The following is a 22,019-nucleotide window of genomic DNA, read 5'->3' as shown; positions in this document are numbered from 1 at the left end:
AGCCCATGAATGTCCTTTCGGTTTCATCCGAAATCTATCCCCTGATCAAGACCGGAGGGCTCGCCGACGTTGTTGGCGCACTCCCCATCGCGCTGGAAGCCCATGGCGTCACGACGCGCACATTGATACCCGGATATCCGGCGGTGAAAGCCGCCGTGACGGACCCCGTCAAATGCTTCGAATTTACCGATCTGCTCGGCGAAAAAGCCGATGTGCTCGAAGTGCGGCATGAGGGACTGAACCTCCTCATTCTTGACGCGCCCGCCTATTACGAGCGCTCCGGCGGCCCCTATCTCGACCAGACTGGCAAGGACTATTCTGACAACTGGAAACGCTTCGCGGCGCTTTCCCTGGCCGCCGCCCGCATCGCCGCCGGTGCGCTTCCCGGTTGGTGGCCGGATATGGTGCATGCCCATGACTGGCAGGCCGCAATGGCGCCGGTCTATATGCGTTATGCCGAAACGCCTGAGATACCGAGCCTTCTCACCATCCACAACATCGCCTTTCAGGGCCAGTTCGGCGCGAATATCTTCAGCAAGCTTGGCCTCCCCGCCCATGCCTTCGGCATGGAAGGCATCGAGTATTACAACGATGTGAGCTTCCTGAAGGGCGGCCTGCAGACGGCAACGGCGCTCAGCACCGTCAGCCCGTCCTATGCCGAGGAAATCCTCACCCCGCAATTCGGCATGGGCTTGCACGGCGTCATCGGCAGCCGCGCCCATGTACTGCACGGCATCGTCAACGGCATCGATGCCGACGTCTGGAACCCGGCCACCGATCACCTGATTCACGACAATTATTCAGCCGCCAATCTCAAGAACCGTGCGCTGAACAAAAAAGCGGTCGCCGAACATTTCCGCATCAACGATGATGACAGCCCGCTTTTCTGCATCATCTCCCGCCTCACCTGGCAAAAGGGTATCGACCTCATGGCGGAAGCCGTGGACGAGATCGTTTCCCTTGGCGGTCGCCTCGTGGTGCTGGGCGCGGGGGAAGTAGCGCTGGAGGGCGCGCTTCTGGCGGCGGCGTCCCGCCACCATGGCCGCGTCGGTGTCGCTATCGGTTATAACGAGCCACTCTCGCACCTGATGCAGGCGGGCTGCGATGCGATCATCATTCCCTCTCGTTTTGAACCCTGCGGCCTCACCCAGCTTTACGCGCTGCGTTACGGCTGCATTCCGGTCGTCGCCCGCACCGGCGGTCTTGCCGATACCGTGATCGACGCCAACCATGCCGCCATCGCCAATAAATCGGCGACCGGCGTGCAATTTTCACCCGTCACGCTCGATGGTCTGAAACAGGCGATCCGCCGGGCCGTCCGTTATTACCACGACCCGAAACTGTGGACACAAATGCAGAAACTCGGAATGAAATCCGATGTTTCCTGGGAAAAGAGCGCCGGTCTTTACGCCGCGCTTTACAGCCAGCTTATTTCGAAAGGCCATTGAAACAATGATCAAGACCGTTCAGACGAAGCCCTATCAGGACCAGAAGCCGGGCACTTCAGGCCTGCGCAAGAAGGTGCCGGTCTTCACCCAGGAAAATTACGCCGAGAACTTCATCCAGTCGATCTTCGACGCGCTTGAAGGCTTTGAAGGACAGACGCTGGTGATCGGCGGCGACGGCCGCTATTACAACCGCGAAGTCATCCAGAAGGCGATCAAAATGGCTGCCGCCGCCGGTTTCGGCAAGGTGCTGGTTGGTCAGGGCGGCATTCTCTCCACGCCGGCCGCCTCCAACATCATCCGCAAATACAAGGCCTTCGGCGGCATCGTTCTTTCCGCCAGCCATAATCCCGGCGGCCCGAACGAAGATTTCGGCATCAAATACAATATCGGCAATGGCGGCCCCGCGCCGGAAAAGATCACGGACGCGATCTATGCCCGCTCGAAGGTCATCGACAGCTACAAGATTTCCGATGCCGCCGATATCGACCTCGACAAGATCGGCAGCTTCAAGGTGGATGAGCTGACAGTCGAGGTGATAGACCCGGTCACAGACTATGCCACCCTGATGGAAGAACTTTTCGATTTCGACGCCATCCGTGCGCTCATCGCTGGCGGCTTCAGGGTCGTCATCGACTCCATGAGCGCTGTCACCGGCCCCTATGCGGTGGAAATCCTCGAAAAGCGTCTCGGCGCGCCGAAGGGCTCCGTCCGCAATGCAACGCCGCTGCCGGATTTCGGCGGCCACCATCCAGACCCGAACCTTGTCCACGCCAAGGAGCTTTATGACGATGTGATGAGCCCGCAAGGCCCCGATTTCGGCGCGGCTTCCGATGGCGATGGCGACCGCAACATGGTTGTCGGCAAGGGCATGTTCGTCACCCCATCAGACAGTCTGGCGATCATCGCCGCCAATGCCAAACTGGCGCCCGGTTATGCCTCCGGCATTTCCGGCATCGCCCGCTCCATGCCGACCAGTGCGGCAGCGGACCGCGTCGCCGAAAAGCTTGGCCTTGGCATGTACGAGACACCGACCGGCTGGAAATTCTTCGGCAATCTCATGGATGCTGGCAAGGTAACGATTTGCGGCGAGGAAAGCTTCGGCACGGGCTCCAACCATGTGCGAGAAAAGGATGGCCTTTGGGCCGTGCTCTACTGGCTGAACATTGTCGCCGCCCGCAAGGAAAGTGTGAAGGACATCGTCACCAAGCACTGGGCCGAATATGGCCGCAACTATTACTCCCGCCATGACTATGAGGAAGTGGATTCGGATGCTGCGAACACGCTGGTCGCCACCCTGCGCGAAAAACTCGCCACACTTCCCGGCACCAGCTATGGCAATCTGAAGGTCGCGGCGGCGGATGATTTTGCCTATCACGATCCGGTCGATCAGTCGGTCAGCAAAAATCAGGGCATCCGCATCCTGTTCGAAGGCGGCTCGCGCATCGTGCTTCGCCTCTCCGGCACGGGTACTGCGGGCGCCACGCTTCGCCTCTATGTCGAGCGTTACGAGCCGGATGCGGCCCGCCACGGTATCGAAACCCAGGAGGCACTTGCCGACCTGATTTCCGTTGCCGATACCATCGCCGGCATCAAGGCTCATACCGGCCGCAACGCACCGAGCGTTATTACGTAAGGGCTTGCCGCCCGCTCATGAGGGACGCACTGAAAGCGTCCCTCACTCGGCCTTGCCTCCCTGCTCCATTCTGGAAGAGAAACACCATTTCCCGGAGAGACCGACCATGCAGACACCTTCCGTTTTCCCCAAAGGCGCAATCCAGACGGAAAACGGAACGGAATTCACGGTCTACTCCCGGCACGCCTCGCAGATCGATCTCTGCCTTTTCGATACGAAGGGCGAAAAAGAAACGGCGCGTTTGCCGATGGCGCGCGGTGAAGATGACGTTCACCGGTTGACCGTCTCCGACGCGGACCCCGGCACGCGATACGGCTTTCGCACTCACGGCATTTACGCCCCTGAACACGGCCTCTGGTTCGATCCTGCGAAACTGCTGCTCGACCCCTATGCCACGGAGATCGACCGCCCCTTCCGGCACGACCCCGCGCTTTACGCCTTTGGTGCGGAGACCGGCGGGATCATGCCGAAAACGATCCTTTCGCAATATGAGCCGGTCAGGCGTCAACCGCCGCTTTTTGCCGAAGGCGGGCTGATTTACGAACTCGCCGTCAAATCCTTTACCCGGCTGCATCCTGAAGTGCCGGAAGAGATCAGGGGCACCGTTGCCGCACTTGCGCATCCCGCCATTGTCGCGCACCTGAAAAAAATCGGCATCGATGCGGTGGAGTTGATGCCGATCACCGCATGGATCGATGAGCGCCACCTGCCGCCGCTCGGCCTTTCCAATGCCTGGGGTTATAATCCCGTCGGTTTCATGACACTCGATCCGCGCCTCTGCCCTGGCGGTGTGCGGGAGTTGCGCGATACGGTTGCGGCGCTGCATGCAGAGGGCATCGGCGTCATTCTCGATCTCGTCTTCAACCATACCGGTGAAAGCGATATCGAAGGCTCGATCCTGTCGCTGCGGGGACTCGATAACCTCACCGCCTTCCGCCATCCGCCGGGAAAGCCGGGCGTGCTGGTCAACGATACCGGCACCGGCAACACGGTTGCCTGCGACCACCCCTATATTCGCCAGCTCATCATCGATTCGCTGCGGCATTTCGTTCTCAATGCCGGCGTGGATGGCTTCCGTTTCGATCTTGCGCCCGTGCTCGGGAGGACGGCCGCGGGTTTCGACATGGCGAGCGAGACGCTGGCCGCGATGCATTCGGACTCGGTGCTTTACGACCGCCTGCTGATCGCCGAACCCTGGGATATCGGCCCCGGCGGTTATCAGCTCGGCAATTTCCCAGAAAGTTTCCTGGAATGGAACGACCGCGCCCGCGATGACATGCGCCGTTTCTGGCGTGGAGATGCTGGCACGACCGGGGCGCTGGCCAATGCCCTGTCCGGCTCCTCGCCGATCTTTTCCCGCCATGGCCGCCTGAAAAGCCGCAGCGTCAATTTCCTTGCCGCCCATGATGGTTTCACCCTGTTCGATCTCGTCAGCCACGAACACAAGCACAATGAAAAAAACGGCGAGAACAATCGCGACGGGCATAACGACAACCATTCCTGGAACAATGGTTTCGAGGGATTGACCGACGATCCCGCCATTGTCGCCGCTCGCCTTGCGGATGTAAAAGCGCTGCTTTCCACGCTTTTTGTCAGCCGCGGCGCCCTGATGTTGACGGCGGGTGACGAGGGCGGCCGCAGTCAGCAGGGCAACAACAACGCCTATTGCCAGGACAATGACATCAACTGGGTCGACTGGTCATCGCTTGTCCCTGAGTTGATTGACCATACGGCGTTTCTCGCCGCCCTGCGCAAACGTTTCGGTGTGTTTTCTGAGAGTGGCTTCTTCTCCGGCAGGGGCGATGTGACCTGGCTTGCGCCGAGTGGCGAACCGATGACCGTTGCGGACTGGGAAAGACCGGATGGGCAGGCCTTCGCCATGCTGCTTTCCACCCCGGACCGGGAGACCGGTAAAGACGCCAAACTCGCCATTCTCATCAACCGCAGCCGAGACATCGTTCCCTTCACCCTGCCGGGCGACGGCTGGCGCGCCATCGGCACGGATTTCGGCAACCCCGCATTCCTGCCGGCCCGTTCCGTCGTGTTTTATCTGCACGGTTGATCCATTCGCACCACGAGCCGTATAAGTCGCGCTAAAACAATGCGGACGAGGTAACATGACAAAAGAAATTGCGCTGGCCGACATGAAGGACTGCGTCGGTACGGAAATGGGCGTTTCCGACTGGATCACCGTCGACCAGACGATGATAAACGCCTTCGGGAAAGCGACACTGGATGAACAGTTCATCCATATGGACCCTGAGCGCGCCCGTGCTGAAAGCCCTTTTGGCGGCACCATCGCCCATGGGTTCCTGACGCTGTCGCTGCTTTCGGCGCTGAATTACGACGCCCTGCCCCGTATTCGCGAACAGACCATGGGCATCAATTACGGCTTCGATACCGTCCGTTTCGTGACGCCGGTCAAAAGCGGTGCGCGGGTGCGCGGCCGTTTCACGCTGGCGGAAGCGCGTTTTCGCGGTGCGGCCATGCTGATGACAACCTATGACGTGACGGTGGAAATCGAAAACGAAAAAAAGCCGGCGCTTACCGCCCGCTGGACCACCATCAGCCAGTTCAACCCGGAGGACAGGCCGGAAGACGCCTGAAACCACCGCAACGGAGAGACGGCATGCATGACGAAGCCGTAAGGAATGCCTTTCTTTCGCAGGCAAGAGCCTGCGACAGCCTCGGCTCGCCCTTTACCGCACGGCTCTGCCGTGCCATGGCAGCAAGGCTCGACAGGCAAACCGAGATAGGCGAGCGCATTTTATCCTGGCCCGGTGATGTCGGCCCCTCGGGCGATTCCGTTCCCCTGCGGCTGGCGGGCGCCCTGCATGCGCTCGCCATCGAGGAAAAGATCGCGCCGCTTGCCGATATTGCGCCGGAAGACGAAGAAGCGCTCTGGCAGGCCTGCGCCAGCGCCCTTCGTTTTCATTCGCCCTTCATCCTCGCAAGGTTGAAATCACCGCCGCAGACCAACGAGGTTCGCCGTTCCGCCGTTCTGCTGCCGGGCTTTCTTTCGATCGCGGCACTGACCGGCAAGCCGCTGGTGCTGTCGGAGGTGGGAGCGAGCGCCGGGCTCAACCTGCAATTCGACCGTTACCGATATCGCCTCGGCGGCCTCACCTGGGGTGAACGATCCGATGTTTTCCTGTCGCCGGAATGGCGCGGCAACACCCCGCCGGATGGCCGGATCGAGGTTATCGAGCGCGCCGGCTGCGATCTCAACCCGCTCGACCCGTCATCCGCCGAAGATCGCCTGCGGCTGATGTCCTATGTCTGGGCCGATCAGACAGACAGGCTGCAGCGAACCGCCGCCGCCCTGCGGATAGCCGTAGAACATGGTCTGCATGTCGAGAAGGTGGACGCGGTCGACTGGCTGAAACGCCGCCTTGCCAGGCAATATCCGGGTGCTGCCCATGTCGTCTATCACTCAGTCGCCTGGCAATATCTGCCCGATGCGTTGAAGGAGGCCGGCGAGGCTGTAATTAGCGAAGCCGGAGACCGCGCTACGCCGGATGCCCCGCTTGCCCGGCTGCAAATGGAGGCAAACGCGACGCCGGGCAGCGCCGCCATTACCCTTCAGATCTGGCCGACCGGCGAGAAGCAGGAAATCGGCCGGGCCGATTTCCATGGGCGATGGGTGGAATGGCGAGGCTGGATGGCGGGTTAAACCGCCACGTCCTCGGCCGCCTCCTGCAACAGCCCGCCGACATATTCGGCAAAGGAACGCCAGCATTCCACCCGGAACGTATCGTCCGCCGTGCGCAGCAGCACCACTTCCGCCTTACCGAAAACCGTGCGTGAGCAGGCGCCCACCGGGAACCGTGCCGAAGACAGGTCCTGCGGGCAGCCGGCATTGAGTGCTGCTTCCGCGCCTGGGCCGGAGACGATGACGGCCGTGTTGCGGTGGGAAACATCGGTTGCGGAAAACAGCCCGGAGACGCCGGCAAGCGCAGCCATCAGGTCGCTTTCACCCTGATCGATCACCAGCCATTCGTCCGGGCCGAGCCACAAAGCGGAGCGCAGACCCGACGTGACGGAGCCTTTCGGGCTGGTGGGCAGAGCAAGGCCGAGTGCTTCCGAGAGCGCCGGCACGGCGCTTTCCCGCGCCCGCAGCGACAGCCGCGAGGCGGAGGCGGCGGTTTTCAGCGAAACGAAAGGCGAGCCGCCGTGAAAATCCTCAAGCACGGATTTGCGTTTTGCGTGCAGCATGTCAGCCATTGAGACGGACTCCTTCCTTGTCGAGGAAGACCATGTCGGTCACTTCGACGGCAATGGTTTTATCGGCAAGCGGAATATAAAGCGTTTCACCCATGCGCGCCCTGCCATCCGCCACCAGCGCAAAGGCGATGGAGTGGCCGAGATTTTCCGACCAGTAGGCCGAAGTGACATGGCCGAGCATGGTCATCGGCTTCGGCTGGTTCGGATCGGCAACGATCTGTCCGCCTTCGTCAGGCACGGTCAGTCGGTCTTTCGTCTTCAGACCGACGAGCTGCTTGCGGCCGGTGCGCGTCAGGTCAATGCGTTTCAGGCCGCGAATGCCGACGAAATCCGTCTTCTTCTTGGAAACGGCCCAGGCAAGCCCGGCATCGTCAGGGGTCACCGTACCGTCCGTGTCCTGACCGACGATGATATAGCCCTTTTCCGCACGCAGGATATGCATGGTCTCGGTGCCGTAAAGGCAGCCGCCCTCGGCTTCCGCCCTTTCGCGGATCGCCGACCAGACGGCTGCGCCATAATCGGCAGGCACATTGATTTCGAAACCGAGTTCGCCGGTGAAGGAGACGCGGAAAAGCCGCGTCGGCACGCCGCAGAACTTGCCCTCGGCCACCGCCATATGCGGGAAGGCTTCCGGCGACAGGTCGATGCCCTCGACGAAGGGCGCGATAACCTCGCGCGCCTTCGGCCCCTGCACGGCAATGACAGCCCATTGCTCGGTGGCCGAGGTGAGCCAGACATTAAGATCGGGGAATTCGGTCTGAAGATAATCTTCCATATGCTGGAGAACGCGCGGCGCGCCGCCCGTCGTCGTCGTGACATGGAAACGGTCCTCGGCCAGACGCCCGACGACGCCGTCATCGTAAACGAAGCCGTCTTCGCGCGTCATGATACCATAACGGCACCGGCCGGGTTTCAGCGTATCCCAAGCATTGGTGTAGATGAGGTTCAGGAATTTCGCCGCATCCGGGCCGACCACCTCGATCTTGCCGAGTGTGGAGGCATCGAACACGCCCACGCTTGTCCGCACCGTCTTGCATTCGCGGTTGATCGCCGCATGTATGTCCTCGCCCGCACGCGGGAAAAACCAGGCACGTTTCCAGTTGCCGACATCTTCAAATACCGCGCCGGCGGCCAGCTCTTCCTCGTGCATAGGCGTCTTGCGGGTGGGGTCAAACAGCGCGCCGCGCGAATGGTTGATGAGCGTGCCGAAGGTGACCGGCGTATAGGGCTGGCGGAAGGTGGTGAGACCGACCTTGGGCAAATCCCGGCCGAGCGCTTCCGATGCGATGGCGAGGCCATGCATGTTCGACATCTTGCCCTGATCGGACGCCATGCCATTGGTGGTGAAGCGCTTGATGTGTTCGACGGAATGCATGCCCTCGCGCACGGCAAGGCGGATATCCTTGGCGCAGACATCGTGCTGGAAATCGATGAAGGCCTTGACGCCGGTGCCCTCGCCTGCGCCTTCGGCCGCACCGATCATGCCGCCCGTCCATGCCCGGGCATTTTCGCCGGAGAATTCCACCGAACCGCCGCCAGCAGCTGCCGCTTCGGCAATGATCGCGGAAAGATCGTCCGTGCCGTTGCAGGCGCCGATGGAGACGCAGTTCTGCACATGGATATCAGGCAGGAAACGCTGATTAGCCGCGTCAAACTTCAGCTTGCCGCGCGATTGCGAGAAGAGATGCACCGACGGTGTCCAGCCGGCGGAAACGACAAGCGCATCGATGGCGATCTTGCGCTTGTTGGAGCCGCCATTGCGGCCAACGGTCATGGAAGAGACGCGCAGGCGGCCGGCGGTGTTGTAGACGCTGTGGCCCGCCAGCACCTCGATGCCGAGCGCCCGGGCCTCGTCCAGCAGACGCTGGTCCGGATTTTCGCGGCAATCGACGATGGCGGCGATCTTCACGCCCGCCTTCTTCAGGTCGAAGGCCGTCTCATAGGCCGAATCATGCGCAGTGTAGACACCGACATTGTGACCGACGGCGACGCCGTACTGGTTGAGATAGGTGCGGGCCGCCGAAGCCAGCATGATGCCGGGGCGATCATTATTGGCGAAAACCATGTGGCGCTCGATCGCGCCTGCCGCGAGCACGACCTTCTTGGCGCACACCTGCCACAGCCGCTCACGCGGCTGGTGTCTGGCGGGCGTGGCGAGATGGTCGGTGACGCGCTGCGCCAGCGCCACGAAATTGTGGTTGTAGTAACCGAAGGCCGTCGTGCGGGTCAGAACCCGGACGTTGGGCATGGATTGCAGTTCGGCAAGAACCTTCTGCGCCCACTCGTAGCCGGGCAGGCCGTCGATCACCGCACCGGTGTCGAAGCGCAGCGCGCCGCCGACTTCGGCATTTTCATCCACCAGAATGACGCTGGCACCGGTTTTTGCCGCGGCAAGCGCCGCCGTCAGGCCGGCGACGCCGGCGCCGGCCACCAGCACGTCGCAATGGGCATAACGGCCGGAATAATGATCCGCATCCGGCTCGCTCGGCGCTTTTCCGAGACCAGCGGCGCGGCGAATCAGCGGTTCGTAAATCTTATGCCAGGCGGCCTTCGGCCACATGAAGGTCTTATAATAAAAGCCCGCTGCGAACATCGGCGAGAGAAGATCGTTGACGGCGCTCAGATCGAAGGAGAGTGACGGGAAACGGTTCTGCGAGGCGATGATCGCGCCGTCGAAGACTTCCTGCACCGTGGCGCGCACGTTGGGTTGCTTGCGCAGGCTGTCGCGGGAGACGTCGATCAGCGCATTCGGTTCCTCCGGCCCGGCGGACAGGAAACCACGCGGGCGGTGATATTTGAACGAGCGGCCGATCAGATGCACGCCATTGGCCAGCAACGCCGACGCGACGGTATCGCCTTCCAACGCCGGATAGATCTTGCCGTCGAAGGTGAAACGGGCGGTTCTGGCCGGGGTCAGCCGGCCGGCACCCTTTATACGATAATCGCCGCTCATTGCCCGGCTCCCTTTTCTGCGGAAAGGACCGTCTCAGTATCCGGTTTCGGTTCACCCGCCCTGTAGGTCATCAAGAACTTGTCGCTGACTGAATCGCGGGCGGCGTTGAAGAAGCGGCCGCAGCCGTGAATGTGACGCCAGCGCTCGAAAACAAGGCCCTTGTCATTGTCGCGAATGAAGAAATATTCCGCGAAGGCCTCATCGGAGATATCGGCAATGTTTGTCGGACGCGCGATATGGGCTTCGCCCGACCAGCGGAATTCCAGTTCGGAACGGTCTTCCCCGCAATAGGGGCAATGGATCAGAAGCATCGTCGCTCCACCTAGAGAGAGTTTTCCGGAAGTATGGTTCCGGCGGGTTGGTCACACAGCCGCTTTCCCATGGCTACGAAAGGGGAAAGCCGCTTTAAAAGCTGCTCGAAATTATCGAAGGGACGCAGCGCCGAGGCCCGGCCCATATTGACGATGGCGACCGCCATCATGTCGGTATCGATCGCGAAAGGGTAATCCTGCTCGCCATCCTCCTTCTCGCCGACAAAATAAACCATCTTGTTTGCAAGACTGGGAGCACAGAGAAGCAGGCCTTTTTCCGCCGCGAACGGCCAGTCTTTCTCGCCCTGCATCTTCGCAATCTTCTGACTGCGAAAATCCCTGGCCTCGGGAATGACGCTGCCGGCGGGCACGGCCGCAACCGCGCCTGATATGTTGATCGCAAGCATGGCCGCCGCCAGCATCAATGCGCCACCGCGGCAGCGGCAGCCTCATCGATCAGGCGGCCGGTACGGAACCGGTCGAGCGTCAGCCCGGCCGCCAGGCGATGCGGTTCACCGCGGGCGATGAGATGCGCGAAGAGATTGGCCGAACCCGGCGTCGCCTTGAAGCCACCCGTGCCCCAACCGCAATTGACGAAGAGGTTTTGCACCGGCGTCACGCTCTGGATGGCGGAGCGGTCGGGTGTGTTGTCGGTGATGCCGCCCCATTGGCGCATCATCTTGACACGGCGGAAAATCGGGAAGAGTTCGCAGATGGCGTCGAGCGTATGGGTGATGATCTGCAAACCACCGGTCTGGGAATAGGAATTATACTGGTCCGTGCCGGCACCGATCACCAGCTCGCCCTTGTCGGACTGCGAAATATAGGCATGCACCGTGTTGGACATGACCACGCAGGGGAAGATCGGCTTCAGCGGCTCCGACACCAGTGCCTGTAACGGATTGGAATGCAGGGGAACGCGGACGTCAGCCATTTTCATGATGACGGAGGAGTGGCCGGCGGCGGAAACCCCGATTTTTTTCGCGCCGATGAAACCGCGATTGGTCTCCACACCCGTCACCGCTCCGTCCGGCCCACGGCGAATACCCGTGACCTCGCAGTTCTGGATGATGTGCACGCCGCGGTCGGAGGCCGCACGGGCATAACCCCAGGCCACCGCATCGTGGCGAGCCGTGCCGCCGCGGCGCTGGAGCGCTGCGCCATTGATCGGATACCGCGCATTGCCTGAGATATCGAGCGGCGGGCAATAGGCTTTCGCCTGCTCCGGCGTCAGCCATTCATTGTCGATGCCATAAAGACGGTTGGCATTGATATGGCGGCTGAAGGACTGCCGGTCGTGAATATTGTGCGACAGCATCATCACGCCGCGCGCCGAATACATGACGTTGTAATTGAGATCCTGGCTCAGGCCTTCCCACAGTTTCAGGGAATGCTCGTAAATATCCATGCTCTCTTCATAGAGATAGTTGGAGCGGATGATGGTGGTGTTGCGGCCGGTATTGCCGCCGCCAAGCCAGCCTTTTTCCAAAACTGCGACATTGGTAATGCCGTGTTCCTTGGCAAGGTAATAGGCCGCTCCGAGACCATGTCCGCCACCACCGATGATGATGACATCATAGTCCTTGCGCGGTTCGGGCGAGGCCCATTGCGCATCCCACCCCTTATGACCCCTGAGCGCCTCACGCGCCACGGCAAAAACGGAATATTTGCGCATTCGCAATCTGCTCCTCAAGAACCGGCCAGAGGCCGTAAAGATAGTCCCGGCCCATATCATACACATGGCAAATCGGGAGGGGAGGCAATATTCATTTTGCGACGTCGCAATGATTTTGTTTCGACATTGCGGGACGAACGCGGGACAGCCCGTATTTTGCAGGCGGATTATGCGCTACCGGCTGGACTTGGCGCAAATGATCTGTTATTGCACGTCACCAATCGCCCAGCTGGACAGCCGGACGAACCATTTTTCGTTTGCGTGCGAATGCCTTTATTCTCACAGCAAGATAACCAAACTAAAGGAACGGGTTTAACGTGCAGGTACTAGTCCGCGACAATAACGTTGATCAGGCGCTTCGCGCCCTCAAGAAAAAGATGCAGCGCGAAGGCATTTTCCGTGAAATGAAAATGCGCGATTATTACGAAAAGCCCTCCCAGAAGCGCGCCCGCGAAAAGGCTGAAGCCGTTCGCCGCGTTCGCAAGCTGGCACGCAAGCGTGCACAGCGCGAAGGTCTGGTTGCAGGCCCCCGCGCAGGCCGTTAATAGGCCGTCTTTTGGACGTTTTTGAATGCTTGTTGGGCGGGGGCGATCAATTCGCCGCCGCTTTTTGTGTTTGTGGCCGGAGAATGTTCTTGAGAACGATCGTGAGACCGGCCTGCGAGGGAACCCACACCGAATGATCGCTGTCGACGCCTGTGTTGTGAAAAACGCCGATGCCTCTGCGCGCCGGTTGCCACTGAAAAACAACAGAGGGTTCCGCGCTTCTCTGGTCGTCTGCACCATCCTTGCCGGTCTTTCCGGCTGTGCGACATCCAACCAGACGGAAGATGTGTTCCGGATCGACCGCGCCCAGGGCTCGCAGGAAAACATCGCCTCGCTCACCTCGGTCATCAACGCCAATCCGCAGGACCCTGAAGGTTACAATGTTCGCGGTTCGGCCTACGGCCGCGCCGGCGATTCGCGCCGCGCCATCGAGGATTTCAACAAGGCGCTGCAGCTGAACCCGCGCTTCTACCAGGCCTATGCCAACCGCGCGCTGGTTTACCGCAATAGCGGCCAGCAGCAGCAGGCCCTTCAGGACTACAACGCTGCCCTGCAGATCAATCCGAGCTACGATGTGGCGCTCATCGGCCGTGGCAATCTTTACCGCCAGTCCGGCCGCGTGAACGAAGCCTTCAACGATTTCTCCCGCGCCATCGAGCTGGAAACAACCGACGGGCGCGCCTGGCACAATCGTGGCCTGATCTACCAGCTGCGCAACCAGCATGCCCAGGCCATCGAGGACTTCTCCAAGGCGATCTCGCTGTCATCGACGTCGCCCGAGCCCTATAATGGCCGCGGCCTTTCTTATGTCGCGCTGAACGACGATGAAAACGCCTTCGCCGATTTCAACCACGCGATTTCGCTTGATGGTAATGTGGCGGAATCCTGGGCCAACCAGGCGCTGGTCTATGAGCGCCGCGGTGAGATGGCCAAGGCTGCCAAGTCCTATGCGCATGCGGCGCGACTCGATCCTAAATACAAGCCCGCACTGGATGGCGTTGCCCGCACGCGCGGCGCCGCTAGCGCCTCCTGAGGCGTACGGAACCAACAAAAAGCCGGCTGGTTTATAACCCGCCGGCTTTTTTTATTGAAGAAAAAGAACCATCAATGGCTGTCGCGGCGTGCCTCGGGCGTGGCGTCCCCCGCCCACAATTCAGCCTGCACGGCGTTTTGAAATTCCATGACCTCGCGCCGCATGGCGGCGTCCTCATAGCCAAGCGCCGTCAGACGGGCGGCAAGTTCACGGCACTCCCTGCGCCAGAAATCATTCGCCTCCACACCATGCAGCCGGTCGAGCATGGTTGCACATCGTTTTACGTCGGCAATGCGGTTCTTTGCCGGAAAGGCGATTACTTCTGAACTCGTCGTCACGCGGGCACCCTGCTCTTCGAGGAATCAATACCGACTTTTTAAAGGCGAGATGGTTAACGAAGTCTGCAGAGCGTGACAGACAACCTGCAAGGGCCGCCCGCAGCACGGTTCTGGCGCTTCCAGACGCAGGAGCCGGTGTCGTCAGGCAGGCCTGATCGGCGCGAATCGGCAGTTATGGAGGAATTTACCAATCCAGATTACCGAAATTTCATGCCGCAACCGTTAGAAGAACTATATATGTGTGTTGAAACAGCACCGGTCTCATCGTATATTTCTTGCAAAGAAAAAAAATGCCGCAGCGCAGTCAAAAATGGAGAAATCGTTCTCGGGAGGAGAGCACCATGTATGCACCTCGTGTCTTTTTCAGCATGATCGGTGCATTGCTTGCCTTTGCGGTTGGCACGTATTTCATCCACGGATCATTCTATACCGCATTCATCCAGACGCTCATCTGTGCAGTCATTCTGCAAATCGGCTATTTTATTGGAATTCTGGTTCTCGTCGCCCGAGAAAAACGGCGGATGCGGGAAACCTTTTCGCGTGATCGCAGCGCCGAGACCATGGCGGCGGAACCGGCAAAAAGCGCCCCGCCGCACGGCGCCAAACTCACCGATATGTAAGCTTTTACGCAGCTTCTTTTATTGCGCCGCAAAAAATCGCTTGCATCCATACGCCTGACACTTTCTGCTGGCCAAATCCTGACGGTTGATCAAAGCAGAAGGACACCACATGGTGAGCGGTTCACAGCCCATTTGCGTCATCATCGCTGCGAAAAACGCATCTGAAACCATCGATATCGCCATTCGCTCCGCCCTTGCGGAGCCCGAGGTCGGGGAAGTCGTGGTTATCGACGATGGCTCCACCGACACGACAAGCGACGTGGCGCATGCGGCGGATGATGGCACGGGCCGTTTGCGGGTCGTGCGGTTCGATGTGAATCGCGGTCCTTCGGCCGCGCGCAACCACGCGATTTCGATTTCATCTGCCCCGCTCATCAGCATTCTCGATGCGGACGACTTCTTCTTCAGGGGTCGCTTCACTGCCATGCTGACCGATGACGACTGGGATCTCGTGGCTGACAATATCGCTTTCATCCAGCAATCGGTTTCCGGCGCTTCCTCCATGCAGCCGGCCCGTTTCGAGCCGCAGGCGCGGTTTTTATCGCTCACGGAATTCGTCGAGGGCAATATTTCCAGGCCCGGCGTGGAGCGCGGAGAAACCGGATTTCTGAAACCGGTGATACGCCGCTCTTTTCTCGACAAACATGCGCTGCGTTATGACGAGGCTCTGAGGCTTGGCGAAGATTACGAGCTTTACGTGCGGGCGCTGGCCGCCGGCGCGCGCTACAAGGTCATCCACCATTGCGGTTACGGCGCGATCGTGCGTGGCAACTCGCTGAGCGGCCGCCATCGCACCGAAGATCTTCGCCGCTTATACGAGGCGGACAAAGCCATTCTCGCTGGTTGCCGGCTTTCGGCAGAGGAAACGGCGATCCTGCGCGAACATGAAAAACATATCCGCGCCAAATTCGAGCTTCGCCATTTTCTCGATACGAAAAAGCAGAAAGGCATGGGCGGCGCGTTAAGCCACGCCCTTGCGCGCCTCCCCGCCCTGCCCGCCATCACGCGCGGCATCTGGAGCGACAAGACTGCCCGCTTCCGCAAATCGCCACCGGTGCGTGATGTGCGTTATCTGCTGGACGGCACGCCGGTTTCGTAAGGGAAAAGGCGACCTCCGCCAATTTCTCGCCGTCATCCTCGGGCTTGTCCCGAGGATTTATTCACGTATCGTATGATCGGTCGGTTGCAGATGCTCGGGACAGGCCCGAGCATGACGATAGAGACCCTAGAGGATGGCATCGTCACGCGAAGGCGGCAGAAAATTCCCTGCCGCATCCACTCTTCGCCCTCAGAGATAATCCCGCCTCACCGTTTCCAGAACGGCGGCGAAACGCTCCTTGCGCTCTTCCAGCCGGCCATCCGGGCTGAGACGCGGCTCCGCGCGGCTTGCCTGCCAGAGCGCCAGCGTGGAAGGCGCGGCCAGCACCTGCTTGGCCAATTTGCGCAATGACCGGGACTGCGTTTCCTGCGGCCGGACCAGCACGTCACCCTCATGCGCCGGACCTTCATGCACCGGAACGGAACCGGCCTCGGCAATGACGGGGCCGGGCGGCGGCGGGAAGCTCATACCCCAGAAGCGCGAGCCCTTTTTCGCCGCCTCGGCGCGGGTGGAGACCGGCACATAGCGCGGCTGATAGTCGACACCCACGCTGCCGGCCCAATCGCTCCATTTGAAGCTGTTGATCGACGGCGAGGTGCTGACCGCGACCCACGGCACGCGGAAGGCATCGGCAAGGATTGCACCATGCATGGATTCAGCCACGATGAATTCCGACTGGGCAATGGCGCGGATGACCGCTTTCGCCTCGCCGCGCGGGTCGAGATAGGTGAGGCCTGCCGGCTCGCAGACCGTTTCCCACATGCCGAATTCCGCCGATTCCCAGTGCGGAACAAAGGTCTTCTTGTAGAGTTTCGGCAGGTCTTTGAAATCGGGCATCTCGGTGACCATGACGGCGGGATCGACAATGCCTTTTTCGAGCGCGAGCCCGAGCTTGGCGGCAGTTTTTTCGCCGCGCACGCAGCGAATGTCCCAGAATTCGGTGCTGGTATCCGGCACCGCGCCGTAACCATAACCGCTGCCGATCACCAGCTTGCGCTGTTTTCCCGGCAAAAGAACATCGTTCAGGACAGTGCCGACTCCGACGAGCATGACATCGTCATGCACATCGCGCAGGCCCGGAAGCAAAAAGTCCCACAGCCACAGATTGAGATCGTCACCGAAATTTCCGTGATGAGATTCCCAGTGGTAAGGTTTCATGAGGTCACTCCTGGGTGAAAAACATATAAATTCTTGCGGGCGAGAATTCGCTCATCGCGGGCGGACGATTTTTCCGGCGCCGAGTTCGAAAGCGGCACGCAGCAGTGCCGGATCACGCATCGCCCACTTCAACAACAGTCCGAATTCGGGCGCCTTTCGCCGTTTCAAGTTGCCCGCCTGGCTCCACAGCGCCTGTTTGCGCGCCGTGTTTTTATAGGACGCAATGGAGGCGACATCGTCCGGCCGGCGTGAAAAACGCCCCTCCAGCGTATCGAGCGCCACCCAGGTATTGAACTGCTGGCGCAGGAATTCCGGCGAGGTATTGTCGATGCTGTGGAAGATATTGACGCCCATTCCGCGCATCGCACCGGCATCGTCACAGAGCAGCGTCCGCTTCGATGCGAGGATGGAATCGCAGAAAAACAGCACGTCTTCCGCCGCCAGTCTGAGCGCCGGATCGAAGCGGATTTTCTCAAAAAGAGGACGGCCAATCACCATGCAGGAGAGATGCAGGAAGCTCCAGTTGCGCAGCATCACACTTGCCAGATCCGGCAGTTCGATCACCAGCGGTTTCTCGGAAAGCCGTGCCGCGCCCTCATTTTTCTCCAACTCGGAAATGGCAAAATGATAATAAAATTCGTCACTTGCCTGCATCGATGCCCAGTAGCAATCGCCGTCGTAAGTCTCTAGTGCGAAGGCCGCATTCTGCAGATGATCTGGCGTCCAGATATCGTCGGAATCGAGAAAGGCAACGTAGTCGGTGCCGCCAGGCACATGGTCGAGACCGGTGTTACGCGCGCCGCCCGGGCCGGCATTGGCCTGCTTAATGACAAGAATCCGGTCTTTCTCACCCTGCGAAAGTTCCGCAAGTTCCTGATCGATCGGGTATGGCGATTCGTCATCGACGATGACAAGATCGAAGTCCTGGTAGGTCTGCGCAAAAACCGATGCGAGTGCACGTCCCAAGACCCCGTGCTGCTTTTGGTAGTAGGGAATGACGACAGTAAACCTTGCCATTGTTTCGCCCCTTGCGTTGATCAAGAAGTGTCGGGCCCGATCCTAAAAGCGGCCCCGATGGTATCGGCAACTCCCAACCGGCTTCCTCCCGCCGGCCTCCAGAAACAGGATGCTTGTATGCCCCCAGCGCCAAATGTAAAGACCATCACCACGAATGTCGGCTGGAGCGTTTTATCAAAAACAGGGACATTCGGGCTTAAATTTGTCACGGTCCCAATTCTCGCTCGTCTCCTCACGCCGGAAGAATTCGGGGTGGTGGCGGTAGGACTTACGGTTGTACAGTTCCTGACCATGATCGCCGGGGCGGGCCTGACGTCCGCCCTTATCGTCGAGAAGGAAGAGGATATGGAAACGATCCATACCGTCTTCTGGGCCAATCTCGCCATCTCCTGCACCATGGCCGCCGTCCTCTACATCTTCGCGGAATTTTTCGGCGAACTGCTGGGTGCGGTGGAAAGCGCCTATCTGCTGCGCATCATGGCATTTCTCATCCCGCTGCAGCTTGCCGGTGATGTCGCCTATTCGCTGCTGGCGCGACGGATGAATTTCAGCAAGGACGCGCTGTGGAGCATGGCATCGGAAAGCATCGCGGCCATTGTCGCGGTCGCACTTGCTTTCATGGGTTTTGGCGTCTGGGCGCTGATCATCCAGCTTTTTGCCGCAGCCCTCATCCGGCTTGTCGGGCTTTATGCCGTTTCCCGCTATTGCCCGCGCTTCGTCATGAAACCGCGCCGACTGGTGCCGCTTCTCGGCTTCAGTTCGGGGCTGATGGGCTCGGAAATCGCCAATTTCGTTACCTTCCAGTCACCGATGGTGGTCATTGCCCGGCATCTTGGGCTGGCGGATGCCGGCGCCTATTCCGCCTCCAACCGCTTTGCCAGCATTCCCAACCAGGTGGTTCTGTCGGCTGTCATGGGTGTCCTGTTTCCCGCCTTCAGCCGCATGATGGACGATCCGCAGCGCCGGCGCGATGCGCTGATGTTCAGTACGCAGGTGCTGACCGTGCTTTTGGCACCGATGATGTTCGGCCTCTGGGCCGTGGCGGAGCCGGCCATGCTTGTCATCTTCGGGCAGAACTGGGCCTATGCCTGGCCCGTTCTCGGCCTGCTCGCCCTGTCGAAGGCCATTCTGACGCCGTGCAGCACCTTCATCCCGTATTTGAAGGGAGCAGGTTACGGCCGCGTGCTGTTCTGGTCGGCGACGATCCGCGCCATCGTCACCACCGTCGCGGTCTGGCTTGCCGCGCTTTATGGCACCCTGATCGACGCGATGGTTTGGCTCTGCATCGTCAATGCGGTAACGCTGGTCGCCTATTCCTGGGCGGTGTTCAAGGCAAGCGATACACCCTTCTTCCGCGGCCTTTATGTCAGCAGCCGGCCGATGATCGCGGCGCTGATCATGGCCGGTGCGGTGCGTTATCTGCTTCACGTTCTGGCTGAGCGCGTTCCCAATGCCACGCTTCAGGTTCTCATCGGCGCTGCCGTGGGTGGCGTCATCTATGCGGTGCTGATCCTGCTGACTGAACGGGCGCTGCTCAGGAAAATTCTCGGAATGGTCAAATCGCGGCGCATGCAGAGCAATGCAACCCAAGGTTAATTCAATCGCAGAAAAACGCGCCTCATTTCCGCCGTTAACCGGCCTTTTCCGCGGTGATTTCCCTCACCGCGGCAGGGGCGTATGGCGGTTCTTTTTGCAGCGCAATATCACGACAAATGACAATTTCACACGCTAGAGCGATTTTTAACGATGGCCATTTTTATAAAAATGATATTAATTTCAAATGTTTGAATTTTTGAAGCGACAGGAATGACTGGAACGCCAGACATTCACCCGCAAAATCTAAGCTTGTGTTTTTCCCGCGTCGCCACATTTTATCCCAAAGTCGAAACCAGACTTTCCAGTGCGGGCTTAAGTTCGCTCTGGTTGCAACGCGGCGTGGGTGGACGCCGCCCAATAGGGGTGACTGATGTGACTGTCGATCAGAACCTATCCTCCCGTATCAATTTGATGCGCATATTGCTGATTTCAGGCATCGTGTTCGTGCATGTGCCGCACGATGCCGAAACCAGCCCTTTCCTCGGCCTTTACGGCTTCTTCGATTGGCTGCGCGTGTTCCTGGGCGATGCGCTCTTCCGTATCGGCGTGCCCTGCCTCAGCGCCATCTCCGGTTACCTGCTGTTTCGCCGCGGCATGAGTGAATTCAATTATCCGGCAACAATCCGCTCCAAATCGAAGACCGTGCTTTTGCCCTTCCTTCTGTGGAATGGCGCGCTGTTTGCCGCCGTATTGCTGATCCAGCTCTTCGATGTCGGCGTGGGGTATTTCCCCGATCTGTGGAATGCCAGCCCGCGCGAAATCCTCAGCCATGGTACGGCACTCGAAGAACTGCCGGTTAACGTGCCGCTTTATTTTCTGCGCGACCTTTTTGTCTGCATTCTGCTGTCGCCGGTGCTCGCATTTCTGATGCGCCGCTTCGCGCTGCCGACGCTCGCAATCCTGTTGATCATCACGGCCATGCCGGACCTGACGATCTTCATCGTGCAAAAGAAGTCGATCCTCTTCAGCTTTTCGCTCGGCATTGCGCTTGCGCTGCACCGGGTCGATGTCAAGGCGCTTGATCCCTACGCCCTGCCGATCATGGTGCTAACCTTCACGGCATCCGCCATTCTTGCTACGGGTCTTTATTTCACCGGCCCGGAATTCACCTTCTGGCTCAACATGTCGCGCAATCTGCTCGCGGTCTTCGGCGCGCTTGGCTTCTGGGTGTCTTCATCGATCCTGATCCGCAGCAGGCTTGGCCAGCGGCTTGCCGAGACCGGCAGCCTCAGCTTCTGGATATTCTGCGCCCACTACCCGCTGCTGGTCATCATGTGGATGGTCTGGAACAAGGGCGGGCCGGACTTTTATCCCGCCTTCTATATCAGCGCGACATTGTCCGCCTTCGTCATCCTGATCATCAGCAACGCGCAGACACGCAAATATCTGCCCACCGTCTATTCCGTGCTCACCGGGAGCCGCAGCGGCAAACGCGAGACGGCAACTGCTTCCCCGACCAAACGGGCCTCCATAATCGGCCCGCCCACATCCGAAACGCTTTATTCGCAACGACAGAGGTGAACCAATGACAACATTTGTCACCCGCGTTCAGACACGCATTCTTCTTGCCGCAGCCCTTTCGGCCACGGCTTTCGCAACACCGATGCAGGCGCAGGAAGGCAACGGCGCGTCCTTCACCGAGAATTTCGACCAGATGGACAGAAGCTTCTGGTACGTTTCAGACGGCTGGAACAACGGCGCGCATCAAAACTGCACCTGGTCGAAAAAATTGGCGACGGTGGAAAACGGCCAGCTCACACTCGGTTTCGAAGAAGCCAAGGCTGGGGACCGCAAATTCGCTTGCGGCGAAATCCAGACCAAGGGCCGTTATCGTTACGGCACCTATGAAGCGCGCATGAAGGCCGCCACCGGCTCCGGACTGAACTCCGCCTTCTTCACCTACATTGGCCCGACCGACAAGAAACCGCACGACGAAATCGACTTCGAGGTTCTCGGCAAAAATACCGGCCAGGTGCAGCTCAACCAATATATCTCCGCCAAGGGCGGCAATGAGAAGCTGGTGCCGGTGGAAGGTGGAGCCGATGCCGGTTTCAACGACTATGCCTTTGTCTGGGAACCACAGCGCCTGCGTTATTACGTCAACGGCAAGCTCGTTCATGAAGTCACGGACGCAACGAAAATCCCGCAAAACGCCCAGAAGATTTTCTTCAGCCTGTGGGGCACCGATACGCTGAAGGACTGGATGGGCAAGTTTGCTTATGCCGGGCCGTCGCAGATGGTCGTTGACCGCTTCTCATTCACTGCCCTCGGAGACAAGTGCCAGTTCCCGGAAAGCATCGCCTGCGCTCTGAACTGACCGGATTTTTTGAACCAAAACCTGTGCTGCGACGTCTTTGACGCGCGAACCA

The 22,019-nt window shown here is 59.7% G+C and carries 20 protein-coding genes; 12 read left to right on the top strand and 8 right to left on the bottom strand.

The annotated features are described in order from the left end of the window. Window positions 1–5 precede the first annotated feature (5 nt). The 5 genes from glgA to O9X91_RS17620 all read left to right on the top strand — a co-directional run bounded on the left by glgA (window position 6) and on the right by O9X91_RS17620 (window position 6,754). Window positions 6–1,448, top strand: a complete 1,443-nt coding sequence (gene glgA / locus O9X91_RS17640; protein WP_269833286.1) for a glycogen synthase GlgA — start codon at window positions 6–8, stop codon at window positions 1,446–1,448. Window positions 1,449–1,452: 4 nt separating this feature from the next. Next, entirely contained in the window at window positions 1,453–3,081 is a 1,629-nt protein-coding gene (locus O9X91_RS17635) for an alpha-D-glucose phosphate-specific phosphoglucomutase (protein WP_269834355.1), read from the top strand. Between the two features lie 106 nt (window positions 3,082–3,187). Beyond that, on the top strand, window positions 3,188–5,143 hold the full coding sequence (gene glgX / locus O9X91_RS17630; protein ID WP_269833287.1) for a glycogen debranching protein GlgX: 1,956 nt from the start codon (window positions 3,188–3,190) through the stop codon (window positions 5,141–5,143). Window positions 5,144–5,198: 55 nt separating this feature from the next. After that, window positions 5,199–5,687 carry a MaoC family dehydratase gene (locus O9X91_RS17625; protein ID WP_142913413.1) on the top strand — a complete coding sequence of 163 codons (489 nt, stop codon included), beginning with the start codon at window positions 5,199–5,201 and terminating at the stop codon, window positions 5,685–5,687. Between the two features lie 23 nt (window positions 5,688–5,710). Beyond that, a complete protein-coding gene (locus O9X91_RS17620; protein WP_142913412.1) occupies window positions 5,711–6,754 on the top strand; it encodes a DUF2332 domain-containing protein in 1,044 nt (347 codons plus the stop codon). Here O9X91_RS17620 and O9X91_RS17615 read toward each other — a convergent pair. The 5 genes from O9X91_RS17615 to O9X91_RS17595 are packed head-to-tail and all read right to left on the bottom strand — an operon-like array spanning window position 6,751 to window position 12,244. Beyond that, on the bottom strand, window positions 6,751–7,305 hold the full coding sequence (locus O9X91_RS17615; protein WP_142913411.1) for a sarcosine oxidase subunit gamma: 555 nt from the start codon (window positions 7,303–7,305) through the stop codon (window positions 6,751–6,753). The genes O9X91_RS17620 and O9X91_RS17615 overlap by 4 nt on opposite strands. Further along, window positions 7,298–10,258 (bottom strand): sarcosine oxidase subunit alpha, encoded by a 2,961-nt coding sequence (locus O9X91_RS17610; protein WP_269834354.1) that lies wholly within the window; start codon window positions 10,256–10,258, stop codon window positions 7,298–7,300. The genes O9X91_RS17615 and O9X91_RS17610 overlap by 8 nt, the downstream gene beginning before the upstream one ends. Next, window positions 10,255–10,569 (bottom strand): sarcosine oxidase subunit delta, encoded by a 315-nt coding sequence (locus O9X91_RS17605; protein ID WP_137412503.1) that lies wholly within the window; start codon window positions 10,567–10,569, stop codon window positions 10,255–10,257. The genes O9X91_RS17610 and O9X91_RS17605 overlap by 4 nt, the downstream gene beginning before the upstream one ends. A gap of 11 nt (window positions 10,570–10,580) precedes the next feature. Beyond that, window positions 10,581–10,991, bottom strand: a complete 411-nt coding sequence (locus tag O9X91_RS17600) for a hypothetical protein (RefSeq protein ID WP_162520537.1) — start codon at window positions 10,989–10,991, stop codon at window positions 10,581–10,583. After that, entirely contained in the window at window positions 10,991–12,244 is a 1,254-nt protein-coding gene (locus O9X91_RS17595) for a sarcosine oxidase subunit beta family protein (protein WP_059756984.1), read from the bottom strand. The genes O9X91_RS17600 and O9X91_RS17595 overlap by 1 nt, the downstream gene beginning before the upstream one ends. Before the next feature lie 317 nt (window positions 12,245–12,561). Here O9X91_RS17595 and rpsU point away from each other — a divergent pair, with 317 nt between their 5' ends. Next, window positions 12,562–12,789, top strand: a complete 228-nt coding sequence (rpsU, locus tag O9X91_RS17590) for a 30S ribosomal protein S21 (protein WP_003508541.1) — start codon at window positions 12,562–12,564, stop codon at window positions 12,787–12,789. A 133-nt stretch (window positions 12,790–12,922) separates the two neighbouring features. Further along, the gene (locus O9X91_RS17585; protein ID WP_077984786.1) at window positions 12,923–13,822 is read left to right on the top strand and encodes a tetratricopeptide repeat protein; all 900 of its coding nucleotides are present in this window, start codon (window positions 12,923–12,925) and stop codon (window positions 13,820–13,822) included. Window positions 13,823–13,893: 71 nt separating this feature from the next. Here O9X91_RS17585 and O9X91_RS17580 read toward each other — a convergent pair whose 3' ends face one another. After that, the gene (locus tag O9X91_RS17580) at window positions 13,894–14,160 is read right to left on the bottom strand and encodes a DUF6074 family protein (protein WP_077984785.1); all 267 of its coding nucleotides are present in this window, start codon (window positions 14,158–14,160) and stop codon (window positions 13,894–13,896) included. A gap of 341 nt (window positions 14,161–14,501) precedes the next feature. On the opposite strand from O9X91_RS17580, the gene O9X91_RS17575 reads away from it, so the two are divergent. Both O9X91_RS17575 and O9X91_RS17570 read left to right on the top strand, forming a co-directional pair. Continuing rightward, window positions 14,502–14,780 carry an exopolysaccharide production repressor protein gene (locus tag O9X91_RS17575; RefSeq protein WP_077984784.1) on the top strand — a complete coding sequence of 93 codons (279 nt, stop codon included), beginning with the start codon at window positions 14,502–14,504 and terminating at the stop codon, window positions 14,778–14,780. A gap of 109 nt (window positions 14,781–14,889) precedes the next feature. Next, window positions 14,890–15,879 (top strand): glycosyltransferase family 2 protein, encoded by a 990-nt coding sequence (locus tag O9X91_RS17570; protein WP_077984783.1) that lies wholly within the window; start codon window positions 14,890–14,892, stop codon window positions 15,877–15,879. Window positions 15,880–16,068: 189 nt separating this feature from the next. Here O9X91_RS17570 and O9X91_RS17565 read toward each other — a convergent pair whose 3' ends face one another. Further along, window positions 16,069–17,037 (bottom strand): polysaccharide pyruvyl transferase family protein, encoded by a 969-nt coding sequence (locus tag O9X91_RS17565; RefSeq protein WP_142913409.1) that lies wholly within the window; start codon window positions 17,035–17,037, stop codon window positions 16,069–16,071. Between the two features lie 51 nt (window positions 17,038–17,088). Beyond that, window positions 17,089–18,054, bottom strand: a complete 966-nt coding sequence (locus O9X91_RS17560) for a glycosyltransferase family 2 protein (protein ID WP_077984781.1) — start codon at window positions 18,052–18,054, stop codon at window positions 17,089–17,091. A gap of 117 nt (window positions 18,055–18,171) precedes the next feature. Between O9X91_RS17560 and O9X91_RS17555 the strand changes: the two genes are divergently transcribed. The 3 genes from O9X91_RS17555 (at window position 18,172) to exoK (ending at window position 21,967) form a co-directional block, all read left to right on the top strand. Then, window positions 18,172–19,650 carry a lipopolysaccharide biosynthesis protein gene (locus O9X91_RS17555; RefSeq protein WP_142913408.1) on the top strand — a complete coding sequence of 493 codons (1,479 nt, stop codon included), beginning with the start codon at window positions 18,172–18,174 and terminating at the stop codon, window positions 19,648–19,650. Window positions 19,651–20,022: 372 nt separating this feature from the next. Further along, window positions 20,023–21,171, top strand: coding sequence for an acyltransferase family protein (locus O9X91_RS17550; protein WP_142913407.1), 1,149 nt, complete (start codon window positions 20,023–20,025; stop codon window positions 21,169–21,171). A 4-nt stretch (window positions 21,172–21,175) separates the two neighbouring features. After that, the gene (gene exoK / locus O9X91_RS17545) at window positions 21,176–21,967 is read left to right on the top strand and encodes an endo-1,3-1,4-beta-glycanase ExoK (RefSeq protein ID WP_077984779.1); all 792 of its coding nucleotides are present in this window, start codon (window positions 21,176–21,178) and stop codon (window positions 21,965–21,967) included. The last annotated feature ends 52 nt before the right edge of the window (window positions 21,968–22,019 follow it).

The sequence above is a fragment of the Agrobacterium salinitolerans genome (assembly GCF_027498475.1).
GTDB lineage: Bacteria > Pseudomonadota > Alphaproteobacteria > Rhizobiales > Rhizobiaceae > Agrobacterium > Agrobacterium salinitolerans.
This window is presented reverse-complemented; position numbering and strand designations above follow the sequence as displayed.